Source organism: Mangrovactinospora gilvigrisea (genome assembly GCF_001879105.1).
Taxonomy (GTDB): Bacteria; Actinomycetota; Actinomycetes; order Streptomycetales; family Streptomycetaceae; genus Mangrovactinospora; species Mangrovactinospora gilvigrisea.
The window spans coordinates 1-3,267 of record NZ_MLCF01000114.1; the positions used below are offsets into that span (position 1 = coordinate 1).

Sequence of the window (3,267 nt, forward strand, 5' to 3'; positions counted from 1 at the left end):
GTCACCCACGTCCCCGTCGCCACCCTCGCCCAGGTCGGGGCCAAGACAGGCGAGACGCGGCACTTCAAGCCGCTGCCGGCGCCGCCGGACCTGGCCGGCGCGGTGGTCGCCTTCGACGCGCCGCACTCGGTGCGGGCCAACATCACCTGGCTGGTCGAGGCGAAGAAGGCCCACTACATCGCCGTCATCAAGACCAACCAGCCCGCCGCGTACGCCCGGCTCGCGGCGCTGCCGTGGAATCAGGTCCCGGTGGCGCACAGCCGCTCGGAGACCGGGCACCGTCGTCGCGAGTCCCGCTCGATCAAGACCTTGGCCGTCGCCGACAGCCTGGGCGGCATCGCCTTCCCCCATGCCCGCCTCGCCCTGCGCGTCCACCGGCGCCGCAAGGAGACCGGCGAGCGCGAGAGCCGCGAGAGTGTCTACGCGGTCACCAGCCTGGATGTCCATCAGGCCGGGCCCGCGGATCTGTCGGCCGCCGTTCGCGGCCACTGGGGCATCGAGAACTCCTCCCACCGCATCCGCGATGTCACGTTCGCCGAGGACGCCTCGACCGTCCACGCCGGAAGCGCGCCGCGCGCCATGGCCGCTTTCCGCAACCTCGCCATCGGCGCCCTGAAGATCCTGGGTGCCGACAACATCGCCAAGGCCACCCGCGCCATCCGCCACCAACCCGAGCAGGTTCACCGGGCACTCAAAGACTCTCGTCCGCGAGATGAACCGAGCGAACGGCCCACCCAGATCCCTGGGTGGGCCGTTTTTCACATGCCAAGCGCGAAGTCGTCCTCGCGGATCACCAGGCGGTTCCGCACGTCCTCGGGGATGTGCAGCTCGCCCACGTGCTCACCGTTCTCGTAGCTCACGAGGAACGTGATGCCGGCACGGAGCAGATCCTTGTGCATCTCCTCCATGGTTCCTTGTTCCCACTGCTCGCGATAGGTCTTGCCGCCATGGGTCAGGACCCATCGATCCTCGGTGGTTGCCGGGTCGATATCCTCCAACTCCTTCATCAGGGCCTCCAAGGACTCCTCTGCGTTGTCCTGGACGAAGCCCCCACGAGCGAAGCGCCCTCCCGGGGCGAGCCCCTTCATGTAGTAGTCGATCCGGCCCTCAAGGTGCTTGACCTTGCCGCGCATCTCGGCGCCGCGGGCGTACTCACGGAACTCGACGGGCGTGTCTCCCAGCTCTGCCATGACGCTGGTTATGAGTGCGTCGTAGAGGATCTCGGGCTTGATCCCCTTTCCGGTGCACGCGCGGCACCGGAGGTAGAAGAACCGCTTGCCCTTGGACTTGGACACGCGGTAGTTGAAGTTCGTCCCGCAGTCCTTGTGCTTGATGACCCCGAGGAACTTCGTGGAGTCCTTCGTCCAAGCCTTCGCGTTCCGGCGGGACTTGGAGTCAAGTGCCGTCTGAAGCTCCTCGAACTCCTCGTCGGTGAGGATGGCTTCGCCAACGCGGATCGGCTTGCCGTCTGTGCCGAGGACGAGTTGGGATCTCTTGCCGCCGTCGTACTTGTCCCGCATCTCGACCCGGTAGCCCATGATCGCGGGGTTCCTCATGCAGATGAGGATGGTGGTGGAGGTCCACTTGCCCCCCAGGCGCGTGGGGGCGTTGGCGCGGTTGAGGATCTTGGCGATCCTGGTTGCTGCGAGACCGCGCAGCGTCGCCCTGCGCGCGTACCGGAGCACCTTGGCCTGCTCCGGGTGGATCTCAAGAGCGTTCTCACCCTTGTCGTTCTTCCGCACCCGGTACCCGTAGGCAGGTCGCCCAGTGATCCACTTGTCCTGGGATTTGTTGTACTCCCAAAGGGAGGCAACCCGAGTGCTGGTGTTCGCCGCCTCGATCTCGGCCATTCCCGCGATGAGGGAGACGATCGTCTTGCCCATCGTGGTGGAGAGGTCGATCGGGTCGTGAAGCGACTTCAGGTTCTTCGCGTACTTCTGGCACCACTCGATGACCACCTGAAGATCGATGATCCTGCGGACGAACCGGTCCAACTTCCAGAACAGGAGGATGTCGAACTCAGGGGATCGGTTGTTGAGCCAGTCTCCGAGTTCCTTCCGCTTCCACGGTGGGATCTTGGTCGCGGAGACGTTCAGGTCGCGCGCCACACCCACGACGCGCAGCCCGCTGTCACAGGCGTTGCGCCAGAGGTCAAGCTCTTGCCTCACGGGCGAGGTCGTCTCGTCGGTCAGGACGGACAGGCGGACGGACAGCAACGCTCGTGGGGCTTCCTCGGGGAGCTGCTCGTTGCGCTGCTGAAGGGCGGTCAGCTCGGCCAACTCGGCTGGGCTCCAGGGCCGTTCGTCCTGGCCGGCCTTGCTCCTCTGTCCACTCATGGGGCCATCCTAGCGTTGGGCCAACGGATACTCATGGCCGTAGGTCTACTGGAACATCGGGCGCTCTACCGGGTGGGGGTCGCCGGGCAGGCGGCGGCCTGGCAGAACCCGGGGGAGATGGCGAGTCACCTGGCGCTCTGCGCGCAGACGCCGGAGGTCCGCGGCAACATCTACTTCTCCGCGAAGGACGTCCGGGCGGACCGGCTGGGCGCGATGAGCCTGGTGGTGAAGGAGTACTACCAGAAGCGCGTCCTCCCGGACTTCGCCCGCCGCTGAGGAGGCGCCCCGCAAGGGGCGCGGGGTACCGCGCGAGCGACCCGCGGGGAAGCCGCCGCCCGGAAGCGAACCCTGCTCCCGGCGGCGGCCTCCCGCGTTCGAACCCGTCAACCCACCCAGTGCGTCAGCGCTGCCTCCAGCGCTCGCGTGCGCCGTGCCGCGTCCGGCGCGTCCGTGGAGAACGCCAGGTATCCGTCCGGGCGCACCAGTGCCAGCGTCCGCCGGTCCGACGCCCAGTGCGCCATCCGCACGCCCGGGTGCGCATACGTCTCGCCCTCGGGGGCGATCAGCACGAACTCCCGCGCCCGCAGCGCCTCGTAGAGCCGGCCCGGGGTGCCCGCCAGGGCGACGTCCGGGACCCGGCGCGCGCCGCGGTAGGAGATCCCGACGCCGCTGATCAGGCCCGCCGCCTTGCGCCGCACCGCCGGCACGTTCCGCACCGCCGCGCCGATCAGCCTGGTGACGGCCCGCGGCAGCGGGCCCTGCGGGAGCGCCATGCGGATCATGCCGCCGCTGGTGCGCAGCACCGTCCGGCCGACCGGCCAGCGCTCGGCGTGGTAGGTGTCGAGCAGGCCGGCGGGCGCCGTGCCGCGGACCGCCGCGGCCAGCTTCCAGCTGAGGTTGGCGGCGTCCTGGAGGCCGGTGTTCATGCCCT

At 68.5% G+C, this 3,267-nt stretch carries 4 protein-coding genes; 2 read left to right on the forward strand and 2 right to left on the reverse strand.

What is annotated here, in order from left to right; translation table 11 throughout:
• On the forward strand, positions 1 to 855 hold an 855-nt coding region (locus BIV57_RS18370), incomplete at its 5' end, for an ISAs1 family transposase (RefSeq protein ID WP_245797794.1).
• On the opposite strand, the gene BIV57_RS18375 is transcribed toward BIV57_RS18370, so the two are convergent.
• Positions 759 to 2,336, reverse strand: coding sequence for a recombinase family protein (locus tag BIV57_RS18375; RefSeq protein ID WP_071657937.1), 1,578 nt, complete (start codon positions 2,334 to 2,336; stop codon positions 759 to 761). The two genes, BIV57_RS18370 and BIV57_RS18375, sit on opposite strands and share 97 nt — an antisense overlap.
• Positions 2,337 to 2,369: 33 nt before the next feature.
• On the opposite strand from BIV57_RS18375, the gene BIV57_RS18380 reads away from it, so the two are divergent.
• Entirely contained in the window at positions 2,370 to 2,612 is a 243-nt protein-coding gene (locus BIV57_RS18380; protein WP_139275714.1) for a hypothetical protein, read from the forward strand.
• 107 nt (positions 2,613 to 2,719) lie between these two features.
• On the opposite strand, the gene BIV57_RS18385 is transcribed toward BIV57_RS18380, so the two are convergent.
• The coding region (locus BIV57_RS18385; RefSeq protein ID WP_175548797.1) for an FAD-dependent monooxygenase at positions 2,720 to 3,267 on the reverse strand (548 nt) is incomplete at its 5' end.